Source organism: Polyangium sp. y55x31, assembly GCF_029946505.1.
In the GTDB taxonomy this organism is placed as follows: Bacteria; Myxococcota_A; Polyangia; order Polyangiales; family Polyangiaceae; genus Polyangium.
On record NZ_JARZHG010000013.1, the window covers coordinates 227,517 to 250,474 of the forward strand.

At 67.7% G+C, this 22,958-nt stretch carries 28 protein-coding genes; 10 read left to right on the forward strand and 18 right to left on the reverse strand.

Annotated elements, in window-relative coordinates:
- Positions 1 to 33: 33 nt before the first annotated feature.
- A complete protein-coding gene (locus tag QHF84_RS23610) occupies positions 34 to 1,188 on the forward strand; it encodes a PAS domain S-box protein (RefSeq protein WP_281315646.1) in 1,155 nt (384 codons plus the stop codon).
- Position 1,189: 1 nt separating this feature from the next.
- Here QHF84_RS23610 and QHF84_RS23615 read toward each other — a convergent pair whose 3' ends face one another.
- The 3 genes from QHF84_RS23615 to QHF84_RS23625 are packed head-to-tail and all read right to left on the reverse strand — an operon-like array spanning position 1,190 to position 2,873.
- The gene (locus QHF84_RS23615) at positions 1,190 to 2,008 is read right to left on the reverse strand and encodes a hypothetical protein (protein WP_281315647.1); all 819 of its coding nucleotides are present in this window, start codon (positions 2,006 to 2,008) and stop codon (positions 1,190 to 1,192) included.
- A 19-nt stretch (positions 2,009 to 2,027) separates the two neighbouring features.
- Complete coding sequence (locus tag QHF84_RS23620) at positions 2,028 to 2,384, reverse strand: hypothetical protein (protein ID WP_281315648.1); 357 nt, start codon at positions 2,382 to 2,384, stop codon at positions 2,028 to 2,030.
- A gap of 51 nt (positions 2,385 to 2,435) precedes the next feature.
- On the reverse strand, positions 2,436 to 2,873 hold the full coding sequence (locus tag QHF84_RS23625) for an ATP-binding protein (RefSeq protein ID WP_281315649.1): 438 nt from the start codon (positions 2,871 to 2,873) through the stop codon (positions 2,436 to 2,438).
- 161 nt (positions 2,874 to 3,034) lie between these two features.
- Between QHF84_RS23625 and QHF84_RS23630 the strand changes: the two genes are divergently transcribed.
- Positions 3,035 to 3,457 carry a hypothetical protein gene (locus tag QHF84_RS23630; protein ID WP_281315650.1) on the forward strand — a complete coding sequence of 141 codons (423 nt, stop codon included), beginning with the start codon at positions 3,035 to 3,037 and terminating at the stop codon, positions 3,455 to 3,457.
- A 3-nt stretch (positions 3,458 to 3,460) separates the two neighbouring features.
- Here QHF84_RS23630 and QHF84_RS23635 read toward each other — a convergent pair whose 3' ends face one another.
- Genes QHF84_RS23635 through QHF84_RS23645 form a run of 3 tightly spaced genes read right to left on the reverse strand, consistent with a single transcriptional unit; the run spans position 3,461 to position 5,019 of the window.
- On the reverse strand, positions 3,461 to 3,754 hold the full coding sequence (locus QHF84_RS23635; protein ID WP_281315651.1) for a DUF6496 domain-containing protein: 294 nt from the start codon (positions 3,752 to 3,754) through the stop codon (positions 3,461 to 3,463).
- Between the two features lie 40 nt (positions 3,755 to 3,794).
- Complete coding sequence (locus QHF84_RS23640; RefSeq protein ID WP_281315652.1) at positions 3,795 to 4,427, reverse strand: glutathione S-transferase family protein; 633 nt, start codon at positions 4,425 to 4,427, stop codon at positions 3,795 to 3,797.
- Positions 4,428 to 4,458: 31 nt separating this feature from the next.
- Complete coding sequence (locus tag QHF84_RS23645; protein WP_281315653.1) at positions 4,459 to 5,019, reverse strand: zinc ribbon domain-containing protein; 561 nt, start codon at positions 5,017 to 5,019, stop codon at positions 4,459 to 4,461.
- A gap of 181 nt (positions 5,020 to 5,200) precedes the next feature.
- Here QHF84_RS23645 and QHF84_RS23650 point away from each other — a divergent pair, with 181 nt between their 5' ends.
- The 3 genes from QHF84_RS23650 to QHF84_RS23660 are packed head-to-tail and all read left to right on the forward strand — an operon-like array spanning position 5,201 to position 6,999.
- Positions 5,201 to 5,662, forward strand: a complete 462-nt coding sequence (locus QHF84_RS23650; RefSeq protein ID WP_281315654.1) for a hypothetical protein — start codon at positions 5,201 to 5,203, stop codon at positions 5,660 to 5,662.
- A complete protein-coding gene (locus QHF84_RS23655) occupies positions 5,659 to 6,258 on the forward strand; it encodes a hypothetical protein (protein WP_281315655.1) in 600 nt (199 codons plus the stop codon). The genes QHF84_RS23650 and QHF84_RS23655 overlap by 4 nt, the downstream gene beginning before the upstream one ends.
- Before the next feature lie 51 nt (positions 6,259 to 6,309).
- The gene (locus QHF84_RS23660; RefSeq protein ID WP_281315656.1) at positions 6,310 to 6,999 is read left to right on the forward strand and encodes a tetratricopeptide repeat protein; all 690 of its coding nucleotides are present in this window, start codon (positions 6,310 to 6,312) and stop codon (positions 6,997 to 6,999) included.
- On the opposite strand, the gene QHF84_RS23665 is transcribed toward QHF84_RS23660, so the two are convergent.
- Entirely contained in the window at positions 6,992 to 8,095 is a 1,104-nt protein-coding gene (locus tag QHF84_RS23665) for a hypothetical protein (RefSeq protein ID WP_281315657.1), read from the reverse strand. The two genes, QHF84_RS23660 and QHF84_RS23665, sit on opposite strands and share 8 nt — an antisense overlap.
- Positions 8,096 to 8,289: 194 nt before the next feature.
- On the opposite strand from QHF84_RS23665, the gene QHF84_RS23670 reads away from it, so the two are divergent.
- A complete protein-coding gene (locus QHF84_RS23670) occupies positions 8,290 to 8,937 on the forward strand; it encodes a YdeI/OmpD-associated family protein (RefSeq protein ID WP_281315658.1) in 648 nt (215 codons plus the stop codon).
- A 7-nt stretch (positions 8,938 to 8,944) separates the two neighbouring features.
- Here QHF84_RS23670 and QHF84_RS23675 read toward each other — a convergent pair whose 3' ends face one another.
- The 3 genes from QHF84_RS23675 to QHF84_RS23685 all read right to left on the reverse strand — a co-directional run bounded on the left by QHF84_RS23675 (position 8,945) and on the right by QHF84_RS23685 (position 12,052).
- Positions 8,945 to 9,763 (reverse strand): hypothetical protein, encoded by an 819-nt coding sequence (locus tag QHF84_RS23675; RefSeq protein ID WP_281315659.1) that lies wholly within the window; start codon positions 9,761 to 9,763, stop codon positions 8,945 to 8,947.
- Positions 9,764 to 9,860: 97 nt separating this feature from the next.
- A complete protein-coding gene (locus QHF84_RS23680) occupies positions 9,861 to 10,898 on the reverse strand; it encodes a nitronate monooxygenase (protein WP_281315660.1) in 1,038 nt (345 codons plus the stop codon).
- 20 nt (positions 10,899 to 10,918) lie between these two features.
- Positions 10,919 to 12,052, reverse strand: coding sequence for a hypothetical protein (locus QHF84_RS23685; RefSeq protein WP_281315661.1), 1,134 nt, complete (start codon positions 12,050 to 12,052; stop codon positions 10,919 to 10,921).
- 185 nt (positions 12,053 to 12,237) lie between these two features.
- Here QHF84_RS23685 and QHF84_RS23690 point away from each other — a divergent pair, with 185 nt between their 5' ends.
- Positions 12,238 to 14,346: a serine/threonine protein kinase gene (locus tag QHF84_RS23690; protein ID WP_281315662.1), complete on the forward strand. Its 2,109-nt coding sequence runs from the start codon at positions 12,238 to 12,240 to the stop codon at positions 14,344 to 14,346.
- A 3-nt stretch (positions 14,347 to 14,349) separates the two neighbouring features.
- Here the strand turns inward: QHF84_RS23690 and QHF84_RS23695 are convergent, their stop codons facing one another.
- From QHF84_RS23695 to QHF84_RS23715, 5 genes are all read right to left on the reverse strand, one after another.
- Positions 14,350 to 15,372 carry a M23 family metallopeptidase gene (locus QHF84_RS23695; protein ID WP_281315663.1) on the reverse strand — a complete coding sequence of 341 codons (1,023 nt, stop codon included), beginning with the start codon at positions 15,370 to 15,372 and terminating at the stop codon, positions 14,350 to 14,352.
- Positions 15,373 to 15,468: 96 nt separating this feature from the next.
- Positions 15,469 to 15,741, reverse strand: coding sequence for a DUF2277 domain-containing protein (locus QHF84_RS23700; RefSeq protein WP_281315664.1), 273 nt, complete (start codon positions 15,739 to 15,741; stop codon positions 15,469 to 15,471).
- 14 nt (positions 15,742 to 15,755) lie between these two features.
- A complete protein-coding gene (locus QHF84_RS23705) occupies positions 15,756 to 17,036 on the reverse strand; it encodes an RNA polymerase sigma factor (RefSeq protein WP_281315665.1) in 1,281 nt (426 codons plus the stop codon).
- Between the two features lie 79 nt (positions 17,037 to 17,115).
- Positions 17,116 to 17,553 (reverse strand): YciI family protein, encoded by a 438-nt coding sequence (locus tag QHF84_RS23710; protein WP_281315666.1) that lies wholly within the window; start codon positions 17,551 to 17,553, stop codon positions 17,116 to 17,118.
- 65 nt (positions 17,554 to 17,618) lie between these two features.
- Positions 17,619 to 18,050 carry a YciI family protein gene (locus tag QHF84_RS23715; RefSeq protein WP_281315667.1) on the reverse strand — a complete coding sequence of 144 codons (432 nt, stop codon included), beginning with the start codon at positions 18,048 to 18,050 and terminating at the stop codon, positions 17,619 to 17,621.
- A gap of 182 nt (positions 18,051 to 18,232) precedes the next feature.
- On the opposite strand from QHF84_RS23715, the gene QHF84_RS23720 reads away from it, so the two are divergent.
- Together QHF84_RS23720 and QHF84_RS23725 are read left to right on the forward strand one after the other, a co-directional pair.
- Positions 18,233 to 18,580 carry a metalloregulator ArsR/SmtB family transcription factor gene (locus QHF84_RS23720; protein ID WP_281315668.1) on the forward strand — a complete coding sequence of 116 codons (348 nt, stop codon included), beginning with the start codon at positions 18,233 to 18,235 and terminating at the stop codon, positions 18,578 to 18,580.
- Positions 18,581 to 18,583: 3 nt separating this feature from the next.
- Positions 18,584 to 19,048 carry an SRPBCC family protein gene (locus QHF84_RS23725; protein ID WP_281315669.1) on the forward strand — a complete coding sequence of 155 codons (465 nt, stop codon included), beginning with the start codon at positions 18,584 to 18,586 and terminating at the stop codon, positions 19,046 to 19,048.
- 6 nt (positions 19,049 to 19,054) lie between these two features.
- Here QHF84_RS23725 and QHF84_RS23730 read toward each other — a convergent pair whose 3' ends face one another.
- Both QHF84_RS23730 and QHF84_RS23735 read right to left on the reverse strand, forming a co-directional pair.
- Complete coding sequence (locus QHF84_RS23730; protein WP_281315670.1) at positions 19,055 to 19,918, reverse strand: crotonase/enoyl-CoA hydratase family protein; 864 nt, start codon at positions 19,916 to 19,918, stop codon at positions 19,055 to 19,057.
- A 2-nt stretch (positions 19,919 to 19,920) separates the two neighbouring features.
- Positions 19,921 to 20,460, reverse strand: coding sequence for a hypothetical protein (locus QHF84_RS23735; RefSeq protein WP_281315671.1), 540 nt, complete (start codon positions 20,458 to 20,460; stop codon positions 19,921 to 19,923).
- Between the two features lie 116 nt (positions 20,461 to 20,576).
- Between QHF84_RS23735 and QHF84_RS23740 the strand changes: the two genes are divergently transcribed.
- Positions 20,577 to 21,530, forward strand: coding sequence for a penicillin-insensitive murein endopeptidase (locus tag QHF84_RS23740; RefSeq protein ID WP_281315672.1), 954 nt, complete (start codon positions 20,577 to 20,579; stop codon positions 21,528 to 21,530).
- On the opposite strand, the gene QHF84_RS23745 is transcribed toward QHF84_RS23740, so the two are convergent.
- Entirely contained in the window at positions 21,531 to 22,889 is a 1,359-nt protein-coding gene (locus QHF84_RS23745) for a monooxygenase (protein ID WP_281315673.1), read from the reverse strand. It lies immediately after the preceding gene.
- Positions 22,890 to 22,958 lie beyond the last annotated feature (69 nt).

Sequence of the window (22,958 nt, forward strand, 5' to 3'; positions counted from 1 at the left end):
CGGTTCTCCCATCGGCGCAATGTCCATCGGCGCATGGGAACCGCCCGAGACGTACGCGCCCTCTCTTACGAGCGATTCTTCCAGACCTCCGGTGATCTTCTCGCCGTGCTGGATCGGGAGGGGCGTTTCGTGCAGGCCAACCAGGCGTTCCGCGACGTGCTCGGGTATCGGATCGACTCGCTCGTCGGGCAGCCCTTTTCCACGATCGTGCACCCCGACGATGCTGCCGAGATGCGCGCCTTTCTCGAGGGCAGCGGGCAAGGGGACGTGACGCTCCGGGTCACGAAGCGGCTTTTGCATCGTGATCTCGGCGCCCGCACCGTCGCCCTTTCGCTCCGGCGCGTGGCCGAGGACGAGGCGATTTACGCGACCGGGCGCGAAGTGCACGAGCACGAGAGCGCGGAGGCGGGCCGAAGGCGCGAAGAGGTGCTCCAGAAGATGCAGGCGACAGCCCGCGTCGGCGGCTGGGAGGTCGATAACCGGACCGGAGCTCTTTACTGGACCGAGGAGACCTACCGCATCCACGAGGTGCCCCCGGGGTTCCGGCCCGTCGTCGAGACGGCCATCAATTTCTACACGCCCGAGGCGATCCCCATCATCACGGCCGCGGTGCAGGGTTGCATGCGAGGCGAGGCGTACGACCTCGAACTGCAGATCCTCACGGCGACGGGAAAACGTCTGTGGGTGCGCGCCTCGGGGCATCCGGTGTTCGAGGACGGTGAGGTGGTCCGCCTGATCGGGGCCTTCCAGGACATCGACGATTTCAAGCGGCGCGAGATCGAGCTGCAGGAGAAGCTCGCGATCATCGAGGAGCAGCGCACGGCCATTCACGCGATGTCCGCGCCGATCATCCAGGTATGGGACGGCGTGCTCGCGCTGCCCGTGGTGGGGACGCTCGACGAGGCGCGCGCGTCGGAGATCACCGGGCGGATGCTCTCGGCCGTGGTGGCGCACGCGGCCAAGTACGCGATCCTCGACCTCACCGGCGTGGAGAGCGTCGACGAGGCGACGGCCGATCACGTGGTGCGGATCATTCGCTCGATCCAGCTCCTCGGCGCGCAGAGCATCGTGACGGGCATCCGGCCGGCCGTGGCGCAGACGTTGATCGCGCTCGGAGCCGGATTCGCCGGCGCGCGGACGGTCAGTAACCTCCGCGAGGCCATCAAGATCTGCATGCGCGGGACGTGAATCAAACCTCGGTGCGAAGGAGCCACGCCTCGTAGGCCGGTACGCCGAGGGACGCGAGCGACGGGAGGATCAGCGTATCGATCCGGCGGTGGAAGGCCTCGCTGCGGGCGCGCGCGGGCGCGAGGCCGAGGTCGCCGGAGAGCGCGGCGTCCTCCGTCTCGGAATCGGACGCGCCGTGCGCGCGATCGTAATGGGCGAACGTCTGCGCGAGGTCGGCCGCCAGCCATTCCTGCTCGTCGTGCGTGAGCCGCGGCAACACGAGGCGCGCGAGCGCCCAGCCGAAGCGGTCGTGCAGGATCTCGTCGCGCAAGAGGATCCGGAGCACCGCCTCGATACAGGGGTTTTTCGCGTGGGCCAAGAGGACCCGCAGAATGGCGACCGAGGCCGACTCGCCCACGCAGAACATCGACGTCGTCCAGCGCGCCACGAAGAGGTGAGCGGGCAGGTTGTTCTGCTGGAGGCGCAGATCGTTTGGCTTCAAAGTGATGCCCGCGTGCCCGCCGAGCGCATCGGCGACGCGCGCGCAGAGCTCGGTGTGGCGGGCCTCGTCGGAGAGCAGGCGCGACGCGGCGGTCGTCACTTCGAGGGGCAGGCCCACCTCGCAAAAGCGCGCGATGAGCTCGCCGAACACGATCATCGACCGGTACTCGGCGACCGTCCGCGCCGCCCACGCGCTCCGGGCGATCTCCACGTCCGCGGCGTCGAGATCATCGGCCCTCAAACGATCCCACGGCGGCACCTCGTAGCCGCGATCCAGCATGCGACGGTGGAGCGTACCGAAGAGCCGCTCCGTCGTCCCGAGGGGAACCGGGGTTCGCATGGGGGCGCGTTTGTCTGGGCTAGTGCGGAGTGGGCGCCGTGTTGATCGTCTGGCCGGGGGGCGGCGGGGTGAGCTTGTTGCCGCCGTCCGAGGGCTTCGGCGTGTTGACGTGGTGGGTCGTCGGTTTGCTCGTGTCGGGCGCCGTCGTGTCGGGCGCCGCCTGCGTGGGCTCCGGCGCCGGGGTCGCGGGCGGCTCGTTCATGCGATCGTTGATCGGGTGTTGCTCCTCGCGGGGCGGCTCGTTGATCGTCTCCTCGGGCGGGGTGTGCCGATCGTTGATGATCGGCTTGGCGCACCCGGCGGCCGTCGTGGTGAGGGCCGCTGCGGCGAGGAGACGCGCGCGGATACGCGCGAGGCGGGCCGGATCGATGGGCATGATTCCCCGAGGCTACCCGCACGGAGCCCGGAGGAGCAAGCCCGTTCCGGGTCATTTCTTTTTCGACTCCGCGACGAGGCGCATCAACCCGAGGCCCCCGCTCGCCTTCTCGATACGCCGCTCGTACACGGTATCGGCCAGCCATTTTCTCGGATCCTCGGCGTTCGCGAGCCGCTCGAAGTCCGTGGCGACGTCCGGGCCCTCCACGGTGATTTCGAGCGTGTCGCCTTCGATCCGGACGTGCACGCGGAGCGGGCCTTTTCGATTGGCGTCGTGCTCCATCACCTCGGTGACCCTCTCGATGAGGGCTACGTTGGTCTTCGAGGCTACCTGCCGCGCGAAAAACATCCCGACGAGCTCGAAGACGAAATTCCCGACGAGCCCTGCCACGTCGCCCGCGATGTGTTCGAGCGGATCGATGGTCAGGGAGAAGGCGATGGCCGTCATCCGGGGGTTCACCACGGCCAAGGAGATCGTCCGCTCGTACATCGTCGTCCCCTCCCTGCGCGAGCCTCGCCCCGAACGTATCATGGCGAGAACCGCCCCGAGAAAAATCGACCGCGCCCTGTCACGCCCGCCGGGGGCTCGTGTTCTCTGCTCATGAAAGGACGGCGAAGACGCTGTCCGGAATGAAACGATAGGAGCGAGCCATGAGTGGTTTCAGCTTGGTTCAGTTCATGTGCGAGGGTGGATTCGGAATGTGGATGGTCCTCGCGGCCGGCTCAGCGTCCCTCGGCGCGGCCGTGCGATATGCGGCGGTGCCCGACCGCGACAAACTCGCGTTCACGGCGGCGCTCTCGGTGACGACGGTGATCGCCACGATCGTCGGGGTCTGGACGAACGTCGGCGCGGTGATGTCTTTCCTCGAAGATCCGGCGCGTGTGGCCGACGCGGACGTCACGCGGATTCTGTTCACGGGCCTCAAGGAGGCCGGGCGACCGGGGACGCTGGGCGGGCTGCTCTTGACCCTGGTCGCGATCGTGGTGTCGGTGGGCGTGCTCCGGAGCGCGCGGCTCGGCGCGAAGGGCCGCGAGGGCACGAAGAGCGCGGAGGGCCGCGCGGCGATCGCGTGACCGTCAGGCCGCCTTCTTGCGGAGCGGGCCTTCTTTCTTCCCCTTTTCGAGATCCCGTTTGGCTTGCCGCCGCGTCCGCTCTTTGGCTTTGCCCGGAGCGGGCGGCGGCACGTCCACGCCGGCGCGACGCGCCTTGGACAGGGCGATCGCAATGGCTTGCCTGGGGTTTTTCACCCCGTGCTTGCCCTCCTTGACGTGCTCGATTTCCTCGCGGACGAACTCGCCGGCCTGCGTGGTCGGCGCCTTGCCCTCGCGCTGGTCTTGCCGGGCTCGCTCGATGGTCTTTTTCTCGGGCATGCAAATCGACTGGGGCCCGGCGCTCGCCCTGGCAAGCCTGCTAGCTGGTTGCGCTCGGAAACTGCGTGAAGACCCGTGTCACGATCGGGTGCGCCTCGGCCCGCTCCGCAGCGGCGATGCAGCGTGGCGCGACTTCGCGGATCTTCTCGCGCCCGGGGCGCCAGCGGGAGATCATCGCCGCGTAGACATCGAGGATCGTCATGGATTCGCCCAGCAAATAGGTGCCCGGCGAGATCCCCTGCTCGATCACGCGCCAGCAATCGAGCGTCCGCTGCACGGTCGCTGCCTTGAGCTCCTTTTGCGCGCCCTCGTCCTTCACCCACCGCGCGGGGAAATCGCCGACGGTGTACATCGGATAGATGCTGGACACGAAATACACGAGCCAGCGCAAGAACACCGGCCGTTTCGGGTCGCCGGGCGGCGGGGCGAGGTGCGTTTGCGGGTGCCGTTCGAGCAGCCAGAGGAGGATGGCCGCGCTTTCGGTGAGGACCGTACCGTCGGGCAACACGACCGTGGGCACCTGCGCGAGGGGATTCAGCGCGCGCAGCGCATCGACCGCAGGACCCGGCGTCCAGGGCTCGACCTCGCGGCGCTCGTAGGTTTCTCCGAGGAGCTCACACGCGGCCTCGATCACGACCGAGCCGCATCCCTTGCAACCGTAGATCGTCAACATGGGCACGTTTGCGCGTGGATCCCGCTCGGCGTCAAGGGCTACACTTCCAGATCTCGTTCAGGTCCTTGGCGAGCGAATAGAGCGCGACGTTCGCGTGCTCGTAAAACCCGTTCGCGTACGGGTTCGGGCAGCCTGCCATTCGTTTCGCTTTGCTCACCTGCTCCGGCACCTCGCTGTGCCAGAAGTAGAGGTTGTAGATCGGAATGAAGATCTTCCACGGCTTGAAGTTGTCGTCCTGCGTGTAGGCCTGCAGCTCGCTCAGCATGGCCCACGCGACGTACACGCCGTAGAAGCAAAAGAAGCTGAAGATGAGGACCATCGTCGGGTCCCGCGTCGTGCCTTTTGGCCCGGCCATCCCGCTGTGCGCCGCCGGTACCATGCCGAACTGGGCGGGAGCCGCGTAGTTGCCGAACCCCCCCGGCGGCCCCCATGCCTGCTGCGGGGGCGCGCCCCAGCCGGGTTGCGGCGCGCCGGGATATCCTTGCGGCGGCGCGCCCCATCCTTGGGGAGCTGCTCCCTGCAGGCGATTGCCGCACTTCGTGCACGTGGGCGCGCCATCGACGTTCGGCGTACCACAGGTCGGACAGAACACGCACCAACCTCCTCGGGGGATTCGCGGAAAAGCGCGCAGGCACCGGCCTGCGTCGCCCTCCCCGCGCCACCCATGCGACGCGGAGCGCCGAAGAGCGTACCGAGGAAGCTCTCGCTTCACAAGCGGGAGATGGCCCCCACCGCCGAGGTCTGCTCCTCTGCTCGGAGGAGGTCGATCGTTCATGAGACGTACAAGCGAAACGCCGCGTTTCCTCGCGTTCGCCGCGCTCGTTGCGAGCCTCGCCGCGGGCGCGGGCTGCGCGGACGAGCCCACCCCGCGCTCCACGAGCGCCCCGGCGGCGGCCTACGAGGTCGTGCCCCAATGGTTGAAGCCGCCGGCCGGACAGACCCTCGGGGAGGCGGTCGGGGTCGGCGTCGACTCGCACAACCACGTCTTCGTGTTCCACCGCGCGGATCGGGGCTGGGGCAACGAAGAGATCATCGACAAACCCACGATCTGGATGGTCGAGGGGGATTCCGGCGAGGTGCTCGCCTCGTGGGGGGAAAACGTCTTCCTCGTCCCGCACGGGCTCGGGGTCGACAAGAACGACCACGTCTGGGTGACCGACGTCGGGCTCGATCAGATCTTCGAGTTCAGCCACGACGGCGCGCTCCTCCAGACCATCGGCAGGGGGCACGAATGAGGCCTTGGTTTTTCCTGGTCCTTCCGGCGCTCGTCGCGTGCGGCAGCCCGCCCGACGAGTTCGCGAAACCCACCGACGTGTTTCTCGCGCCGAACGGCGAGCTTTACGTCGCGGATGGGTACGAGAACACCCGCGTGGCGCGGTTCGATACGCGCGGCATGTTCCTCGACGCATGGGGTGATCCGGGGAGCGAGCCGGGTCATTTCGACATTCCGCACGGCATCGCGTCCGACGGAAAGGATCGGATCTACGTCGCGGATCGTGGCAATGCGCGGCTGCAGATCTTCGACCTCGAAGGCACGCTCCTCGACGTCTGGAGCGGTCCCGAGATCGGGCGGCCCTGGGGGGTCGAGGTGGCCCCGAATGGGCACGTCTTCGTGATCGACGGCGGCGACCAGCTCGAAGACGCGCCGTCGGGGCGCGCGCTCGAGCTCGATCACGACGGCAAGGTGATCACGAGCTGGGGCAGCTTCGGCCGCGAGGAAGGGCAGTTCGACACGGGGCACGACATCACCGTCGGGCCGGACGGCCGCGTGTACGTGGTCGAGCAGGTGGGGCGACGCGTGCAGAAGTTTCGCCCCAAAATGATGCCCTGACGCTGGCGGGCGCCTCTTTCCCCGCGCGCGGAGGGTTGGTAGATTCGCCTTGTGACCCTGCGCATCCTGACCTTGCTCTCCGCATCTGCCTTGCTTGCCGGCTGTGGAGCGGCGCCGTCCGCGCCGTCCGCGCCTCCGCCCCCCGCGCCTCCGCCTCCCGCGCCCGATGTGACGCCGGAAAAGGGCCGCATGGTCTTCATCCACGGCGCGGGCAATGGCAAGAGCTCCGACGACATCACCAGGCACGAGGAAGGGTGCAATAAAAACGATCTCGCGAGCTGCCATGCGCTCGGGCTCGCGCTGATGACGCCGAAGGACAAGCAGGGGGACAACAACAAGCGCGCGTTCGCGGCCTTCGAGAAGGGATGCCAGGGCGGATATGCGCCGAGCTGCAATGGCCTCGGGGTGATGTACATCCACGGAATGGGCGTGGCCCGTGACGTCGCGCGGGCGATGGAGCTCTACAAAAAGGCCTGCGAAGGCGAGGCGAGCACGGCGTGCCTGCACGTGGCCATGGCCTACGAGAGCGGGCACGATGTCGCGGCCGATTGGCCGATGGCCGTTCGTTATTACGAGAGCGCCTGCGCCCTCGGCGACTTCCAGGGCTGCCAGACGGCGGCGAAGGCGTTCGCCGAGGGCGACCGCGTCCCGCGGGATCCGGAGAAGGCGCGCAAGCTGTACGACCGCGGCTGCCAGGAAGGTGACGAGGAGGCCTGCAAGGCGCGCGACGCGCTCAAGTGAAGGCGAACGATGCGAGGATCTCCCGCGCCAGCCGCTCGTAATTGGCGAGCGTCCCCCTGGCGCGTGGATTCTGCTTGAGCACGCATAAAAATACGATCACGTTCGCGAAGCGGCGTCCATCCTCGGAGACATACACCCCATCGAAGGACAAACCATCGATGTTGCGGTTCTCCAGGACGCCGAGAAACCCCTTCGCATCGCCCGGGAGCTTCATGGTTTCCCGCGGCGACACGCGGCCCATCGAGCCGTCGATCGGAGCGCTCACCCTCGCCACGACCGCATCGCGCTCCCGGGCGATTTCGTCGACGGAACCCTCCTGCACCTTCACCGACAGCGTGAGCGAGCACGAAATCCCGCCGGTCATGGCGAAGTAGGACTTCACCTGCTTGCTCTCGGTCTCCCGCTCCCGCAGAAACCACGTCGCCGGATAGGTCAACTCGAATCCATCGTGATCGACGCGCTTCGGGTACGAGAGGTCGACGAAATCGTCGTACGAGGTGGCACCATCGGCCTCGGGGTCGTTCAGTCCGAACGAGGTCACGGTCATCGGATTGCGATGTCCATCGATCGACAAGCAGGCGACGCCGGTGAGCATCACGCGGGGGTGAATGTCGTGATGTTTCTTGTAGCCTGGCCCGTCGGTGACGAGGAGGTGCGCTTGCTCGATTTCACACGGATAGCTCACGGACCGCGGTTCGGTCCGCAGGCTCTCCAAGGCGGCGGGCCAGCGTCGAACCAGGAGGAGGTTCATCGCCAGGGTGACCATCACCAAGGGATCGTCGGCCATGCGGTCCTTGATGTCGGCTTTGACCTGGGAAGAGCGGACCAACGTTTGCTTTACGGGTATGGGATCCGGCTCGTTCTCGGGGGCGGACGGCTCCGAGCGGAACCAGACGGTGCTCTCCCCCGCGCGCGTCTTGAAATCCCCCTGGATGATCCAGGCTCCGTCCTTGGTTTGTCCGAGGAGCCGGAGCACGAACGCGGCCCAGACGCCGTCCCCGCGCTCCATGTAATACGTCACGTATTGCCCTGCTCTCCAGGGCGGGTGAATGAGTTCGGGCGTCGAACCACCACGCTTGCGGAACAAGTCGAACATGGATCACCTTCCGTCGGGCTCCGGATGACGGGTGCACCAGCAGCGCGCACATCGTCGAGGCTCGGGCCGTAGGCATCGGCACGAAGATAGTCGACCTCACAGCAAAAGGCTACCCATGATCTTTGCGGGTCTTGTCTTCCAAACCCTGCCTTCGGTAAAGTGGACGCGCTGCGCGCGGGAGTGGGACGATTCGCATGAAAAAGACCGGAACGACGAAGACGGCGACCAAAACGACGGCGGCAAAGAAGACGGCGGCAAAGACGACCCCCGCGGGGGACGCGCCCATTGTGGCCTTCGACGGCCCGCGCGCGTGGTCGACGTGGCTCGCCGCGAACCACGCCTCGTCGCGCGGCGTTTGGCTCAAGCTCGCGAAAAAGGCCTCGGGCGTCGCATCCGTGACCTATCCGGAGGCGGTCGACGTGGCGCTCGTATGGGGCTGGATCGACGGGCAGAAGCGGAGCTTCGACGAGACGGCGTGGCTCCAGAAATTCACGCCGCGCAGCGCGAAGAGCATCTGGTCGAAGATCAATCGGGAGAAGGCGCTGGCCCTCATCGCGTCCGGAGAGATGCAGCCTCCGGGCCTCGCGGAGGTCGAGCGCGCGAAGCGGGACGGCCGCTGGGACCAGGCCTACGACTCTCCGAGCCGCGCCACCGTGCCCCCCGATCTATCGGACGCCCTCGCGAAAAATACCCGCGCCGCCGCTTTCTTCGCGACGCTCGACGCGACGAACCGTTACGCCATGTTGTTCCGTATCCAGACCGCGAAGAAACCCGAGACGCGTCAGAAGCGCATCACGCAATTCGTCGAGATGCTGGCGAAACACGAAAAGCTTCATCCTTGAGCCTTCCTCACCGAGCCCGCTTCCGGCGGGATCGCATCGCCAGGAGCGCAGGCGCTGCGAGGAGGAGCCAGGCACCCTGCGTGGCGCCATTTCCCATCGAGAACGAGCATCCCGAGTCGTTCGTCGGGTGAATGTTCACCGGATCGCCGCCGCTGCCGCCATTGCCGCCGCTGCCGCTCCCGCCTGCGCCCGTGGACGAGCCCGCGCCCGCGTCCTCGGGGACGCCCGCGTCCATCTCCGCCGGCGCGGGCGGCACGTACGTGCTCCCCTCGGAGACGATCGTCACGACGAACCGGATCTTCGTGGGCATGTACAGCGCAGCCGTCTCGGCGCCGACGTTGTCCGCCGAGGGTTTTCCGTTCTGCGTGTCCTTCAGAATGAGCGCAATTTTACCCGATCCGAGGCTCCAGTCGACGGCGGTGCCGGGCGGCGACCAGAAATCCGAGAATTTTGTCGCCCAATCATAAACGCCCACGGTCGTATAAGCCGGCGCCTGGCCGACGCACGCATACGTCGGCTGCGCCTCGAAGCAGGCCTGGAAACGCGTGGGCGTGTCGGTCGGCTTCGTGTAGACTTCGAGGTGCATGTACGCCGTGCCCGTCGTGTAATCGATCGGGCTCTTCCAGTTCGAGGGCGTCCCGGCGCGCGGCTCGACGCGGTAATGCGAGTCCGGCATGTCGGGCGTGTGCTCGTACGTCTCGTCGACCACGACGAACTGCTCGGCCGCCGCGAAGGAGCTCCAGCACGACACGAGCGCCGCGGCCGCGAGGAAAACGCCTGCGCGTCGAGGCGCGCGCGAAATCGAACCAACGGTTCTGTCTTGCATCATTCGAGGCTATCGGATTTCCCGGCGGGCGTCGAGCAGGGCGAGGGCGCATTTCACCGCGCGGCGAGGACACGGCCGAGCGTGATCCTGGTGGAACTCACGGCTCCGGCGCGAGCGCGCGCGTCAAGGTGGCGGCATCGACCTCGGCGATCGCGCTCGTATTCTCGCCGGCCCAGAGCGGCGAGAAATCTCCGCTGCCATTGCGCTCGGCGCGGGCCCGCAAGGGCGCGACGGCGGCGACTGCCCACGGGAATGGGGGCGCGGCGGGGTTCATGGGACCGAGCTCGCGCATGAGCCGATTCACGATGCCACGTGCGGGTCGCCCCGAAAACAGGTTCGTGAGGGCGGTGTGATGGCGCGCGGGGCTCTTCAGCGCGGCGCGATGCACGGCGCTCGTGTCGGCCTCGGGGCAGAGGAGATAGGCGGTCCCGACCTGCACGCCCGCCGCGCCGAGCGCCATCGCCGCGCGGACGCTGCGGGCATCGGCGATGCCGCCGGCCGCGATCACCGGGACCCTCACCGCGTCGACGATCTGTGGCAGGAGCGCGAACGTGCCCATCTGCTCGGTGAGATCGTCGCTCAGGAAATGGCCGCGGTGCCCGCCCGCTTCGAGGCCCTGGGCGATGATCACGTCCGCGCCGTGGGCTTCGAGCCAGCGCGCTTCGGAGGTGGTCGTGGCCGAGGAGAGAACCTTGGAGCCCCAACCTTTGACCCGCGCGAGGAGCTCGGCGGAGGGCAATCCGAAATGGAAGCTCACGACGGGCGGCGCGAATTCGGCGATGATGTCGGCCACGTCGTGCGTGAAGGGCGCGCGTCCGGCGCCCGCGGGGGCGAGGTTCGGGTCGATGCCGAGCTCTTTGTAGTAAGGCTCCAGCATGCCCCGAAAGCGAGCTTCCACCGCGGGGTCCGGCGTGATCGGCGTGTGGCAGAAGAAGTTGACGTTGAAAGGCCGGCTCGTCCCCGCGCGGAGCGCCTGGAGCTCGCGGCGCAGCGCATCCGGGCCGAGCATGGCGCAGGGCAGGGAACCGAGCCCGCCTGCATTCGAAACAGCGATGGCGAGCCGGCTCCCCTGGACACCGGCCATGGGCGCCTGGATGATGTCGAGCTCGATTCCCAAGAGTTCGCGGATCCGCATCGTCCCCTCCGTTTTTTCTCTCAGCCTTTGGGCTCGTCGGGTGAGCAAACCTTTTGCGCTTCGAGCGGCTTCGGCTCGGGTTTTTTTCTGGGCACGTCCCCGCGCTCGCAATCGTCGGGCGTATAGCCGAACGCGCCCAGACAAACCACGTACCGGGCGTCGCACTGCGGCTCCCCGGAGAGAAAACAGCCGAGGTGCATCCGCGCGCAGTAGCTGCAAGAATATCGCAGCGCGAGGGCGCGGCGCTCGGCCTCGTAGCGCTCCCGTTGCGCTTCGAGCGCCTCCTCGGTGATCGGCGCGCTGAAGAGCTGGGCGCGCCACGTCCCGCGTGTCGTGTTCCGGGGGGTCACGCGGAGGACGATGCGCCCGTCTTCCTGGGGGCAAAATGGCGTGATCGCCGAGGTTTCGCGATAAACGGGGACCCAGAGTCCGCCATCATCGAAAAACTTCGCCTCCACAGCGGCCTCGGCGTCGATCGAGCCGTCGACGTCGTAGCTGCCTCGAAAGACGAGCCCATAACAGCGTCCGCGATGCACGGGGATTCGCAGGACCGCGGGGCTCTCGGCCTTGCGGTCGAGCGGCATGCCCTCGGGCGAGAGCGTGCCGACGAGCTTTCCGAGGCGCTCGCGGATGTTCGTCTCCTCCGCGGTAAGATAAAGCGACATCGGGCAATCCGACGGCGAAAAGCCGGACGCGCAGGTGCCCGGGTAGGGTCCGTTGCGGTCTTTAGGGACGCATTGGTTCGTCGACAGGCAGAACCCGCAGTATCCCCAGTTGTTGCAGACGCCGCAGTCCTTGATCGCCCTGCATGCGGCCGTGGCCCGCGCCGTGCTTTCCGGCGTCGGATCCGTGCCCGGCGGGCGCGGGGGCGTCGGCGTGAGCGCGGGCGGAGGCCCCGAGGGCGGCGCCTCGAACGGGCTCGCGCCCCGGAACGCGCCTTTCGGAGTATCGCTCGCAAGCGGCGCGCTCGGCGGGTTTGCGGCGACGCCGGGGCCCGTGGAGGATTCGGGCGCGCTGCGTTGCGCCATACGCGATGGCGAGGCCTTCGCGCTCGCGGCCTCTGGCCCTTCGGGATGCGGCGCGCTCGCACAGGCGGCGACGAAGGCCGACAGGAGGAGGGAGCCGAAGAGGGGCGTGGTGGTATTGGCGTGCATGGCGCGATGGCGTGCGCGCCGATGTTAGGCCGAGGTTGGCTGGTCGGGAAGCCTTCCCGGCGTGGCGGAATCGTTCGAGGCGGCGGCCCTACATCGATCCCTCTAGGCGCCCGCGCGCCGAGCAGGTACCGTATCCGCGACCTCGATCTCCGAGGTCGATCCACTCGCTCGATCTCGCTCCCGACATGACCTCCAAGCAACCCCAAGGCGGCACATCGCAGGCGGACCGGGCAGCGCAAGACCGCGCACGCGGCATGATCGACCGGGTGATCTCGGATCGGTACCGCATCCGCGAGCTCATCGCGATGGGCGGGATGGGCGCGGTCTACCGCGGCGAACACCTGCTGCTGAAGAAGCGCATCGCGATCAAGATCCTTCACCCGGAGACGGAAAACCTCCCGGAGCTCGTCAAGCGTTTCGAGCGGGAGGCGATCGCCGGCGCGCACATCCAGCACCCGAACGTCGCGAGCGCGACCGATTTCGGCAAGCTGCCCGATGGGAGCTACTTCCTCGTCATCGAGTACGTCAAGGGCAAGACGCTCCATCAGCTCTTGCAAGACGGCCCGCTCCCGCCGCGCCGCGCCGCGCGCTTGACGCGGCAGCTCGCCTCGGCCCTCGACGCGATCCACCGCCTCGACATCGTCCATCGCGACCTCAAGCCCCGCAACATCATGGTCGTCGACGGCCCGGCCGAGACCGTGAAGATCATCGACCTCGGCCTCGCGAAGGTGAAGGTCAACGAGCTCTCCGCGGGCGAGCGAGAGCGGCAGGACTCGCGCGCCTCGATCGGCGACGACGACGACTACGGCAACCTCACCGTCGCCGGCACGATCTTCGGCACGATCGCGTATCTCTCGCCCGAGGCGGCCGACGGCATGGACGCGGTGGACGCGCGCAGCGATCTGTATGCGGTCGGCCTGATGTTCTACGAGATGCTCTCGGGCAAACACCCGTTCACCGCGGTGAACCCCGTCGAGCTCTTCATGCAGCACCGGTTCCAGCCGCCGCCGCCGATCTCCGAGCGCTGCCCAGGCGTGACGGCGCCCGCGCCGCTCGAGGCGATCGCGCGGAAGCTACTCGAAAAGGTCCCGGCGAATCGATATCAGACCGGGCAGGAGCTCGCCGCGGCGATCGACGAAGCATTGTGGGAGATGGGCCCTCCGGCCGAGGGCGAAGACGATGCGCCCCCGATGAGCGAGGGATACGACGGCGAGGCGAGCATGCGCACGTCGGTCCCCTCGATGCGGCCGCCCTCGCTGTCGCAAAGGCCGCCCCCGGTGACGCCGTCGCAAAAACCGCCGGTGCCGTCGCAAAGGCCGGCCGCGCCGACGTTGCCCTCGGAAGGCACGGAGGCGCCCGTCTCGAAGCCGGTGGCGTCCGCGGCGAAGCCCATTTTGCCATTGGCAATGCCGCTGTCCGCCGAACCGGCGGAGAAAGCGGCCGAGGCGCCGGTGGCCGACGAAATCGAGCTGACGGAGGCGCCGACGCCGTCCGTTCCAAAAAAGAAGAAATCGTCGACGTCCGCCGTGCTCACCGTGATCGTCGGCGTGGCGCTCGGTTGCGGCGCTGCGTATGCGGCCCTCGTGATGCAGAAGCGGAATGCGACGACGACGTCGGTCGCGCCGCAAACGACGGTGACGGCGACAGCGACGGCGACGGCCGCGCCGAAGCCCCCCGCGCCCGCGGCCACGCCGACCGAGGTCGCGCCCGCGGCGTCGGCCGCGCCCGAGCCGGCGGTGTCCGCTGCCGCTGCTCCTGCGTCCACGATGTCGGCGGAGGCCATCGACGCGGCGAAGAAAAAATTCAAGGACGCATTCCGGTTCCAGGACTGGAGAGGCGCGAGCCGTGTCGTGGTCGACCTCGGCAAAGGCGCGCCGGAGGCGTTCAAGGATCGCGAATTCTCGCAGCTCGTGCAGGGCCTCGCCATTCAGCTCTCGCGGGAAAACGCGGACGCGGAGCTGCTCCAGCTCTTCGCCGACGACCTCGGCAGCGACGGGCTCGACATGCTCTATGCGTTCGTCGAGGGGCAAGGAAAGGCGCCGATCGCGGTGGCCGCGTCGAAGCTCCTGCAGGATGAAAAGAGGCTCGCCAAGGCGTCGCCGGCGATGCGCATCGCGCTCGACCTCCGCAATGCCCAGTGCGTGGACAAACTCGGCCTGCTCGACCGCGCGCAGAAGGACGGCGACTTCCGCGCGCGCCTCGTGCTGGAGACGCTCGGGCGCGCGTGTTTTCCTCAGAACCCGAACGTCGAGAAGGTCATCTACGACCTCCGCACGCGTTTTCCCAAGCGGTGACGGTCACTTCTCGCTGACCAGAAGCTCGGGGTCGATCCGGACCTCGAAAAAGTTCATGCGCCAATCGAGGTGCGCCCCATTCGTGCGGCCCGTCATCCCGACGCGCGCGACGGTTTGACCCTGCTTGACCTCGTCCCCCACCTTGGCAGCGAAGCCGTTCAGGTGGATGAAGGTCGACGTCAAACCCTGCCCGTGATCGATGATGAGCGTATCCCCGCTCAGAGGCAGGTTTTTCTCGGCGAACACCACCGTGCCGCAGGCCGGCGCGCGCACGGGCGTCCCCGTGGGCACCGCGATATCGACGCCCCAGTGGATCCCGCCGTCCGTGCCATTGAGCAAGCGCGGCTGCCCGTACCGCGAGGTCACCTTGCCCTTCGAGGGCCAGATGAAGCTCTCCTTGAAGCAGGTCTTTTTCGTGTACTTCTTCCGGATCGCGTCGAGCTTTTGCTCGGCCTGCGTGAGCTTGACCCGCGTGGGCATGTCGAGCTCGACCATGTCCTTCGGCAGGTTGTCGATCTTGTCGGTCTCGAACGTGCGTTGCTCCACGTCGAAGACACGTTCGAGCACCTGGCCGTCCTCGAACGTGATCGTCATCTTCTCCTGCTTCGGCGCGTTGCGCCCGAAGGCGATCAAGAAATCACCCTCGTCGCTCACGATGGCGCGATGCCCGGGGAAGGCCATTTTGCGCAATTTCCCGTCGAGCTTCGCGCGGAGGAGCCCGCCCTGGGTGGCGCGTCCGTCGAGCGTGAGGCGGCTCGGATCCGCGAGCGGGGCAGCATCCTGCGCGCCCGCATCCGGCGGTTCGGCGCTCGCCGCGGCGGGGGCTGCGGCGGAAGGGGCCGCGCTCGCGCTCGGCGTGGGAGCCGCGGCGGCGGGCTCGGTCGAGGCGGAGGGGGCCGTCCACACGACCGGCGGGGCCGAGCTGGGGGGCGGCGCGGCCGTGGAACCTGCGGGCGATCCCGAAGGACCACCGCGCTCGCATGCCGTGAGGAGAAGGGCGCAGGCGAGGAGAGCGGTGATTCGCATGAGGGCATCGTGCCAGAGCACGTGCGCCGGCACGAGACGAGAGCACGACGCCTGCGCCCTCATGTCCGGGGCGTAATGCCGAAACAGGAAAAATACTCAATCGCGTTGGAATCGCTGCCGCGAGCGCTCCTTCGCTTTCTCTGCCTCGATGTCGCGATCCCGTGGCTCCGCCGTCGTCGTGAGGGATTGCATGAGCACGCGCGCCACGGCCGCGACGTCTTCCACGGCTTTGTCGAACGCGGCTTCGTTGGCCCGTGACGGCTTGTTGAAGCCGCTCAGCTTGCGGACGAACTGCAGCGACGCGGCGCGGATCTCCTCCTCGGTGGCGGGGGGCTCGAAGTTGAACAGGGTCTTGATGTTCCGGCACATGGGCGTCTCCTGGGTCAATCCGTGCGAGCCGAGGCGCGCGCGCAGGCGGCGGCGCGTTCGAGCAGAAGGGCGCGCTCGCGGGTGTTTCGCGCGAGGGACGCGGCGCGCTCGAACTCCACGCGTGCCTCGGCATCGCGGCCGAGCTTCGCGAGCAGGTCGCCGCGTACGCTCGGCAAGAGGTGGTAACTCGCGAGCGAGGGCTCCGAGACCAACGTGTCGACGAGCATGAGCCCCGCGGCCGGGCCGAACGCCATCGAGAACGCGACGGCGCGGTTCAGCTCGACCACGGGCGAGCCCGTGATCTCCGCGAGCGCCGTGTACAGCGCCGCGATGCGGATCCAGTCCGTCTCCTCCGCAGCGCGCGCGCGCGCGTGGCAAGCGGCGATCGCGGCTTGCAGCGCGTACGGCCCCTGCGCGCCCCCGAGCGCCTCCGCGCGCGAGAGCGCCGTGAGGCCGCGGCGGATGAGCAATTGGTCCCAGCGCGCGCGGTTCTGATCGAGCAAGAGGATCGGCTCGCCCGAAGGCCCGACCCTCGCCCGCGCGCGTGACGCCTGGATCTCCATGAGCGCGACGAGCCCGTGGACCTCCGGCTCCTTCGGGAGCAGCTCGGCCAGGATGCGGCCGAGGCGCAGCGCGTCCTCGCAGAGCGCGGGCCGCATCACGTCGTCGCCGGCCGTCGCCGAATACCCCTCGTTGAAGACCAGGTAAATCACCTGGAGCACCGACGACAAACGGGCCGCGAGCTCCTCGCCGCGCGGGACTTCGAACGGGACCTTCGCTTCGGCGAGCGTGCGTTTGGCGCGGACGATGCGCTGGGCCACGGTCGGCTCCGGGACCAGGTACGCGCGCGCGATCTCCTCGGTCGTGAGGCCGCCGAGGAGGCGCAGCGTGAGCGCGACGCGCGCCTCGGTCGACAGCACGGGATGACAGGCGGTGAACACGAGGCGGAGGAGATCGTCGCCCACGTCCTCGTCGATCGCGGCTTCGAGGTCGGGCGCGGCGGCTTGTTGATCGGCCTCGATCGCGTGGCCGATCTCCTCGTGCTTGCGCTCGATCCGCTTGCTCCGGCGCATGACGTCGATCGCGCGGTGCTTCGCGGTGGCCATGAGCCAGGCGCCCGGGTTTTCCGGGATGCCCGACGCGGGCCACCGCTCGAGCGCGGCGACGAGCGCGTCCTGCGCGAGCTCCTCGGCGAGGCCGACGTCTCGCACGATCCGAGCGAGCCCGGCGATGAGCTTCGCCGACTCGATCCGGAAGACTGCGTCGATCGCCCGGTGCGTCGCTGTGGCCGTCACGGAGGCGGATCAGAGCATCTTCCTCCGCCCGCGCAAGGTCGGCGAACGCTTGGGGCTCAAACCCCTGGGTTTGCCCCCGTCACTTCTTGCCGGCGCGTTGCTCCTCCGCGGCGCGGAGCTCCGCCTCCTTCGCGCGCCACTCGCCCGTGGGATCAACCGGCGCGAAGTCCTCCGGCGAGAACACCTGCCGGATCTCGACCTCGCTGTCCGTGTACATGGGGTTCGGCATCCGCTTGACCCACTCGATCGCCTCTTCCTTCGACCGCACCTGCCAGATCCAGAAGCCCGAGACGAGCTCCTTGGTCTCGGTGAAGGGCCCGTCGATCACGGTCCGGTTCGCCCCCGAGAACTGCACGCGGGCGCCCTTCGAGCTCGGGTGCAGCCCCTCGCCCGCGAGCATCACGCCGGCCTTCACCAGCTCCTCGTTGTACTTCATCATCGCCGCGAGCAGCTCCTCGCTGGGAAGCGTGCCGGCTTCGCTGTCCTGGGTGGCCTTGACCAGAATCATGAACTTCATCGTCGTCTCTCCTTTTTGACTTCAGCTACACGTCGAACGAGCGCCGTTGGGATCGACAAGCTCCTCTACTTTTTTTTCCAGAACGTTCGAAGCCACGTCGGGGCCGCCTTCTCGACGATGGCCATCATCTCGGGCGGAATGTCCTCCGCGTTCGTCATCGGCAGGATGGTGAGGATGTCGTCGTGGCCGATCCCCGTAGGGCAGCGCAGGGCCCATTCGATGGCCTCTTCCCGACTGTTCACGTCGATCAGGTAAAACCCGCCGACGAGCTCCTTCGTCTCGACGAACGGCCCGTCGAGCACGACCCGCTTTCCGTCCTTGATGCCCAGGCGCGCGCCCTGCCTGCCCGGGTTCACGCCCTCGGACGTCACGAGCACGCCGGCCTTCGTCAGGTCCTCGTTGAACTTCATGTAGGCCGCGATGAGCTCGTCGCTCGGCGGAGCTCCCTCGGTCTTCGGGGCGTTCGGATCGGGGGCGGCGCAAATCATGAATCGCATGGTCGTCTCTCCTTCTCTCCGCTTGCTCGGGCTGGGCTCCCCGGCTGGGCTTCATCGTGACGACGACCGAAGGGAGCCCAGATCGACACGCCCCCAAAATTTTTTTGTCTGTCCGGCAGAACACTTAACCGTTTGCCAAACTATTTCTTGACAACCCCGGGTCGGCGGCGATACTTAGGCACGTGCTTAACCAAAGCGCGTCCCTCGATCGTATGTTCCAGGCGCTCGCGGATCCGACCCGTCGGATCATGATCGAGCGGTTGAGCCGTGGGCCGGCCTCGGTGAGTGAGCTCGCCGAGCCGCTTTCCATGTCGCTGCCGGCGGTGATGCAGCACCTTTCGGTGCTGGAGACGAGTGGCCTCGTGCGCTCGGAGAAAGCCGGGCGGGTGCGGACCTGCCGGCTCGAGCCCGCGGCGCTGCGGACGGCCGAGCGATGGATCGCCGAAAGGCGAGCGAGCTGGGAGCGCTGCTTCGATCGGCTCGGCGAATACCTCGCCGCGCACCCCGACGAACCCGACCCGAAGGAATGAACCATGACCGAACGATCCGTCACGCATACGACCTTCGTCATCGAGCGGCTTTACCCGGCCTCCCCGGCGCGCGTGTTCGCGGCCTTCTCGACGGCGGCGGAGAAGCAAAAGTGGTTCGGCTGCCACGAAGGCGCCACGCACGAGCTCGATTTCCGCGTCGGAGGCCGCGAGATGTATCGAGGGGGGCCCAAAGGGGGGCCGATTTATACGAATGAGACCCGTTATCAGGACATCGTCCCGAACCAGCGAATCGTCTACACGTACGAGATGCACCGCGACGAGACGCGGATCTCGGTCTCGCTGGTGACGATCGAGCTGAAAGCCGAGGGCAAAGGGACGCGGTTCGTGTTCACCGAGCAGGGCGCGTTCCTCGACGGGCACGACGCGCCGGAGGGGCGCGAGCACGGGACGAAGGTCGGGCTCGACAAACTCGGCGAAGGGCTCGCGCGCGAAGCCGCCGCCGCTTGACCTCGGTCAGCCCTGTCCTTCGTCGGGATCCTTGATCGAGGGGATCGGTCGACCGCTGTCGCGCCACGTGACCGCGGCCTTCCAGCCTTGCTCCTCGCTCATCTTCTTGAACCACATCCCCTCCGGTGAATGCCGGGTGATGCCGTCGAAGAGCGTGGCGATCATCTGCGTATTGGCGAGGCCCATGTTCTCGTAGGCCTGGTTGATCAAGAGCTTCTGCATCATGAGCTGGTTTCTCGGCACGCCGCTCATGCGCTCGGCGAGCGCCTCGACACGCGCGTCGAGCCCCGAGGCCGGCACCGCGTCGAGCACGAGCCCCATGGCCTTCGCCTCGACGCCGTTCACGAGATCGCCGGTGAGCAGCATTCGTTTGGCGCCCTCGACCCCGAGGCGATACACCCACATCGCCGTCGTGGGACAGCCCCACACGCGGGCCGGCGGATAGCCGATCAACGCGTCCTCGGCCATCACCACGAGGTCGCAGCAGAGCGCGATGTCGCTGCCGCCGGCGACCGCATGACCGTGCACCTTGCAGATCGTGGGTTTGTAGCTCCGCCACAGGCTCATGAAGTCGTCCGTGAAGCGCTTCATGAGCCGATAATCGAGCATGGGATCCCAGGGCATTTTCTGGATGCCGATGGTGCGACCCTCGCCCTCCGCGAAGAGGGCGAGGTCGTAGCCGGCGCAAAACGATGCGCCCGCGCCGTCGAGCACGAGGACGTGGACGCCGTCGTCGTCGTTCGCCCGCTCGACGGCCGCGCGGATCTCCCCGGGCATTTCGTCGGTGATGGCATTGCGACGATCGGGGCGGTTCAGCGTGATCCGCGCGATGCGGCCCTCGGTGCGGTAGAGGAGAGTTTTGTAGGACATGCTCAGAGTTTGTCCGCGACGAGGATCTCGATCGCCGTGCAGGTGAGCTCGTCGCGCCGGGACTGGACGAGGTCGGTGTCGCACTCCTCGTTCATGCTCAGCATGACGTCGGCGGAGTGGGTGCGGCTCTCCAGGCGCAAGCCCGTCTCGGTCTCGACGAGCGGGCCCTCGATCAGCGTGAGCGCGCAGATGTCGGTGGTGCCCGACGCGGTCTCGATGTGGCGGACCCAGCCGTTCCCCTCGTTGATGAAGCTCTCGAAGAGATTGGCGCTCTCCTCGCACGTGGTCGCGTCGGTGCACGCGCGATAGGCGAGGAAGGGCGTGCCGAACAGAAGCTCTTCGGTCAGGCGGAAGAACGTGTCGCCACCCGTCACGTCGGTTCCGGGCCCCGTGCAGCCCATCTCGTCCCTCGTGTGGCTCGTGACCTTGTACGTGCCCTCGAAGGGGTTTGCCTCGTCCGGCTCCGGATCGGCGCTGTCGCCGCAGCCAGTGGCGAACGCGAGAAAGCACGAAAGCAACGTGATGGAGAGTGCGCGTGTCATGGAACCTCCCTGGAGAACGGACAGGTCGATACTGTAAACCACGTCGTTTGGACCTCACAACATCTGCCGTGCCACGAAGTGGCTGCCCCGCCGCGTTTTCGTCGTAGAATGAAGGCGTGAGGTCCGTGCCCCCGCGCGCCCTGGGCTCCGCGATCGTGATCGTCGCTGCGGCGTCGATCGCGATCGGCGCCGCGCAGCGCGGGGCGCGTTCGAGCACGAACGAAGGGGCGTCCGCCGCGCCGGTGACGTCCGCGCTCCGGATCGGATCGCTGCCGGGCGTCGCGTCCGTGCTCGCTCCCGCGCCGAGCGACGCGCCCGCGGCCGCGAGCCCGCCGGAGGCGCCGCCCGTGCCTGCGCGTTGCGCGCCGGAGCCTGCGATCGAGGTGCGCGTGGTCGAGCCTCCGCCCGCGACGGAGCTCTTTCGCCTCGCCAAGGAAAAACCCGAGGCGCTCGGCTCGGCATCGGTAGGTTCACCCACGCGGGGATTGTTGTTCGGCGGTGTGGAACTCAAGGATTCCGAGGGCATTCTGCGCGCAGGCGGCTATGGTTGGGGCACGGAGCTCGTCATTCGTTCGATCGAGCGCGCGGTGCGGGAGGTGCGGCGGTGTTTTCCGGATTCACCCCGGCTCTACGTCGGCGACATCGCCCGCGAGCGCGGCGGCTGGCTCAAGCCCCACCGCAGCCATCAATCGGGGCTCGATGCGGACATCGGATATTACTACAAATCGCAGGCGACCTGGTACCAGCGCGCCACGGCGCAGAACCTCGACGCGGCGCGGACCTGGGCGCTCGTGCGGGCGCTGATCGAGGGAGGCAACGTCGAGATGATCTTCATCGACGTCTCGATTCAGCGCCTCTTGCATGCGCACGTCGCGACCCTGCCCGAAGGCGAGCGGCCGCCCGAGGACGTTTTTCCGACCCCCACGAAGCGCGACACGATCATTCGCCACGCCTGGGGGCACGCGACGCATTTTCACGTCCGCTTCCGGGATCCGGCGGCGGTGGCGCTCGGGCAGCGGCTCGCGGACATCCTGCCGCGGCTCCGCGGGGCGCGGCGGGCGCCCCGTTGATCATTGCGTGACGTAGAACCAGCCGAGGCACATCTCGTCGTTCGTGCCCTCGCCCCATTCGAGGTCCTCGGGGGGCATCTTGACGCCGTTCACGAGAGGCTGGTTCGCCGCCGAGTTGTCATAGTGGCACTCGATCCGGAGCTTGTCGCCGGGCTGGATGCGGAGCGGTTCGAGCAAGGTGTACGGCGATTGCCAGTGGAAATCCCATTTCGGGATGTCGACGAGGCACGCCTCGGCGCCCCCGGACGGAGTGTGCGACATGGAGATGCTCTTTCCGCGCAGATGCTGGTGCAGACCGACGGTGTGCAACGTGAAAGGTTTGTCCGCGGGCAGCGCGCCCTTCGTGAAGAGCGCGACGGCGGTCGCCGCGTCCTGTTCGAACGTGTGGACCACGTCGGGCTCGCCGGCGGGAATGACCATGCCGCCCGGATTGCGCCACGCGGGGTTGAGCCAGGGCATCGAAAAGGCGGGTATCTCCACGGTATCGTCGAGCCGCAAGGCGACGTTCGTCCGGTCCGGCTCCGGCGTGCCATGCGAGGTGTTGTAATGCATCTGCAGGATGACCTTACCCCCGGGCGGGACCTCGATGCCCGTCCCCGCGGGGGTATCGCGCCCGAACGACCCCGGCGCCCATCCGCCGAGGATCCCGTATCCCGAGGGCCCGTCGATGGAAGCGTTGTCTCCTTTCGGCCCACCGAAGCAGGTATACCCGGGGCCCGGATCCGCCGCGTCGTAGGCGTCGTACGTCGGCACGGCATTTTCTTTCACGTAAAACACGACCACGTGGTGGACGATGGAATCATTGCCCGGCGTGATGCCGAGGCCCGTGACGAATTTCGTCGTGTCGTACGGCCAGTCGATCACGAAGCAACGATAATCGTCCGGCCCCTTCGTGGGCGTGTAGGGCTCGGGCATCGGGAGCTCGAGGTCCGTGCGGGAAAGCGTGCCCGTATCCCCCGGCAGCGGGGCGAAATCGTTCGGATCCCCGAGCGGCGCGCCCGCGTTCGCCCAGCGCGCGAGGGTGTCGATCTGCGAATCCGTGAGCGACGGGTCGTGTGCGAGCTCGGCGCAATCCGGCGAGGGCGGCCAGGGAGGCATGCGCCGGCTTTGCACCGCGGCCACGATCGCGTCCTTGCGCATGGCCGCGTCCTCCGCCGTCGTGAGGGCGAAGGGCCCGATGCCGCCCGCGAGGTGGCAGCCGCCGCATTTCGCGTCGAGGACGGGTTTGACGTCCCGGTAATAGGTCGGAGGAGCGCCGGGAGACGAAGAAGAGCTCTCTGCATCCGCGTTCGAGCAGCCGACCGCCCCCGCGCTCATCAGGGCGAGCAGCGCCGCGCGTGCGCCGTGATATCGATCCATGCGGACATCGTGCCTGCGAGATGTTGAGGGGTGGTGGAGGCGCGCGAGATTGTCTCCCGCGCGCGCGCG

Excerpts from the sequence above, each read along its gene's own strand:
- QHF84_RS23610 (WP_281315646.1), top strand. The coding sequence starts at position 34 with ATGGGAACCGCCCGAGACGTACGCGCCCTCTCTTACGAGCGATTCTTC.
- QHF84_RS23615 (WP_281315647.1), bottom strand. The coding sequence starts at position 2,008 with ATGCGAACCCCGGTTCCCCTCGGGACGACGGAGCGGCTCTTCGGTACG.
- QHF84_RS23620 (WP_281315648.1), bottom strand. The coding sequence starts at position 2,384 with ATGCCCATCGATCCGGCCCGCCTCGCGCGTATCCGCGCGCGTCTCCTC.
- QHF84_RS23625 (WP_281315649.1), bottom strand. The coding sequence starts at position 2,873 with ATGTACGAGCGGACGATCTCCTTGGCCGTGGTGAACCCCCGGATGACG.
- QHF84_RS23630 (WP_281315650.1), top strand. The coding sequence starts at position 3,035 with ATGAGTGGTTTCAGCTTGGTTCAGTTCATGTGCGAGGGTGGATTCGGA.
- QHF84_RS23635 (WP_281315651.1), bottom strand. The coding sequence starts at position 3,754 with ATGCCCGAGAAAAAGACCATCGAGCGAGCCCGGCAAGACCAGCGCGAG.
- QHF84_RS23640 (WP_281315652.1), bottom strand. The coding sequence starts at position 4,427 with ATGTTGACGATCTACGGTTGCAAGGGATGCGGCTCGGTCGTGATCGAG.
- QHF84_RS23650 (WP_281315654.1), top strand. The coding sequence starts at position 5,201 with ATGAGACGTACAAGCGAAACGCCGCGTTTCCTCGCGTTCGCCGCGCTC.
- QHF84_RS23655 (WP_281315655.1), top strand. The coding sequence starts at position 5,659 with ATGAGGCCTTGGTTTTTCCTGGTCCTTCCGGCGCTCGTCGCGTGCGGC.
- QHF84_RS23665 (WP_281315657.1), bottom strand. The coding sequence starts at position 8,095 with ATGTTCGACTTGTTCCGCAAGCGTGGTGGTTCGACGCCCGAACTCATT.
- QHF84_RS23670 (WP_281315658.1), top strand. The coding sequence starts at position 8,290 with ATGAAAAAGACCGGAACGACGAAGACGGCGACCAAAACGACGGCGGCA.
- QHF84_RS23675 (WP_281315659.1), bottom strand. The coding sequence starts at position 9,763 with ATGCAAGACAGAACCGTTGGTTCGATTTCGCGCGCGCCTCGACGCGCA.
- QHF84_RS23680 (WP_281315660.1), bottom strand. The coding sequence starts at position 10,898 with ATGCGGATCCGCGAACTCTTGGGAATCGAGCTCGACATCATCCAGGCG.
- QHF84_RS23685 (WP_281315661.1), bottom strand. The coding sequence starts at position 12,052 with ATGCACGCCAATACCACCACGCCCCTCTTCGGCTCCCTCCTCCTGTCG.
- QHF84_RS23690 (WP_281315662.1), top strand. The coding sequence starts at position 12,238 with ATGACCTCCAAGCAACCCCAAGGCGGCACATCGCAGGCGGACCGGGCA.
- QHF84_RS23695 (WP_281315663.1), bottom strand. The coding sequence starts at position 15,372 with ATGCGAATCACCGCTCTCCTCGCCTGCGCCCTTCTCCTCACGGCATGC.
- QHF84_RS23700 (WP_281315664.1), bottom strand. The coding sequence starts at position 15,741 with ATGTGCCGGAACATCAAGACCCTGTTCAACTTCGAGCCCCCCGCCACC.
- QHF84_RS23710 (WP_281315666.1), bottom strand. The coding sequence starts at position 17,553 with ATGAAGTTCATGATTCTGGTCAAGGCCACCCAGGACAGCGAAGCCGGC.
- QHF84_RS23715 (WP_281315667.1), bottom strand. The coding sequence starts at position 18,050 with ATGCGATTCATGATTTGCGCCGCCCCCGATCCGAACGCCCCGAAGACC.
- QHF84_RS23725 (WP_281315669.1), top strand. The coding sequence starts at position 18,584 with ATGACCGAACGATCCGTCACGCATACGACCTTCGTCATCGAGCGGCTT.
- QHF84_RS23730 (WP_281315670.1), bottom strand. The coding sequence starts at position 19,918 with ATGTCCTACAAAACTCTCCTCTACCGCACCGAGGGCCGCATCGCGCGG.
- QHF84_RS23735 (WP_281315671.1), bottom strand. The coding sequence starts at position 20,460 with ATGACACGCGCACTCTCCATCACGTTGCTTTCGTGCTTTCTCGCGTTC.
- QHF84_RS23745 (WP_281315673.1), bottom strand. The coding sequence starts at position 22,889 with ATGGATCGATATCACGGCGCACGCGCGGCGCTGCTCGCCCTGATGAGC.